The sequence below is a fragment of the Pseudomonas sp. Sample_10 genome, assembly GCF_004321495.1.
Lineage (GTDB): Bacteria > Pseudomonadota > Gammaproteobacteria > Pseudomonadales > Pseudomonadaceae > Aquipseudomonas.
On the sequence record NZ_RCOE01000039.1, the window covers coordinates 1 to 1,091 of the forward strand.

The following is a 1,091-nucleotide window of genomic DNA, read 5'->3' on the forward strand; positions in this document are numbered from 1 at the left end:
CTGGAATGGCTGGTGCCGGGGCTGATCGAAGCCAAGTGCATTGCCCTGGTGCGCAACCTGCCCAAGGCCTTGCGCAAGAATTTCGTGCCGGTGCCGGACTTCGTCAAGGCAGCCTTGCAGCGCATGACGTTTGCCGAGGGCTCATTGCCGCAGGCATTGGGGCGCGAGCTGCTGCGCATGACCGGCGCCCGCGTCAGTGATGAAGCCTGGAGCGAGGCGGCGCAGCAGGTCGAAAGCCATCTGCGGATGAACCTGGAAATCGTCGACGGCCAGGGCAAGTTCCTCGGCGAAGGTCGCGATCTGGCTGAACTGACGGCGCGTTTCGCCGAAGCGAGCCAGGCTGCGTTGGCGGTGCCGCAAACCGCGAAGAGCCAGCAGCCGGTGGAACCGAAAGTGTTTGCCGCGGTGGCCGAAAAAACCCAGCAGAAGATCGCCGGGCTGTCGATGACGGTCTACCCGGCGCTGGTGGAAGAGGCGGGCACGGTCAAGGAAGGGCGGTTCTCGACCCCGGCCGAAGCCGAGTTCCAGCATCGTCGCGCACTGCAGCGGTTGTTGCTGCAGCAATTGGCCGAACCGGCGAAGTTCCTGCGCGGCAAGTTGCCGGGCCTGACTGAACTGGGCCTGCTGTACCGCGACATGGGCCGCGTCGACGCACTGGTGGAAGACATTCTGCTGGCCAGCCTCGACAGCTGCATTCTCGAGGGCGAAGACCCGTTGCCCCGTGACGGCGCGGGGTTGGCGTCGCTGGCCGAGCGCAAGCGTGGCGCCTGGACCGAGCATGCCGAGCGGGTGGCGAAGCTGACGCTGGAAATCCTCAAACTCTGGCATGGCCTGCAAAAACGCTTCAAGGGCAAGATCGACCTGGCACAGGCCGTGGCCCTGAACGACATCAAGCAACAGTTGAGTCATCTGGTGTATCCGGGCTTTGTCCGCGAAACACCGATGCCATGGCTCAAAGAGTTGCCGCGCTATCTCAAGGCGATCGAGCAGCGCTTCGAAAAAATCGGCGCCCAGGTGCAACGGGACCGGGTCTGGAGTGGCGAATTGTCCGGCCTGTGGACGCAATACCAGACCCGCGCCAACAAACACGC

General features: G+C 63.9%; 1 protein-coding gene. It reads left to right on the top strand.

What is annotated here, in order from left to right:
* Positions 1 to 1,091: DUF3418 domain-containing protein (locus D8U18_RS03380; RefSeq protein WP_131107022.1), on the top strand; the 1,091-nt coding region annotated here is incomplete at both ends.